This is a genomic window from Roseococcus thiosulfatophilus (genome assembly GCF_017311575.1).
GTDB lineage: Bacteria > Pseudomonadota > Alphaproteobacteria > Acetobacterales > Acetobacteraceae > Roseococcus > Roseococcus thiosulfatophilus.
The window spans coordinates 1-369 of sequence record NZ_JAFFQY010000057.1; the positions used below are offsets into that span (position 1 = coordinate 1).

Annotated in this window: 1 pseudogene; it reads left to right on the plus strand. The window is 68.8% G+C overall.

Going from position 1 to position 369, the window contains the following annotated elements:
- Positions 1 to 235, plus strand: a pseudogene (locus JTN19_RS15770) (IS5/IS1182 family transposase); the annotation flags it as partial.
- Positions 236 to 369: the final 134 nt, after the last annotated feature.

Consider the following 369-nt stretch of genomic DNA (forward strand, 5'->3'; position numbering starts at 1 on the left):
CCATCGACGTAAGCCGCCGGGCCGGCCGATGCCGCGCCACCATGCGCGGGCGAACGCGGCCAAGTCCGCGGTGCGTGCCCATGTCGAGCATCCCTTCGCGCATCAGAAGGGGATCATGGGTCTGGTGATCCGCACTATCGGCCTGGCGCGGGCGAGTGCGGCCGTCACGCTCGCCAACATGGCCTACAACATGAAGCGGTGGTGCTGGCTCGACAGGAGAGCTGTGCCCGCATGACGCGAAAGCCGGGCCAAAAGGCCACAACCGCTACGCCAAGGCCACCGCAACAGCGCTCCCCCCGACGAACGGGGCAACCCAACGATCATCCGGCGCCCTGTGCGCGCCGCAGGCCAGGGATTCCGGAGGTGTCC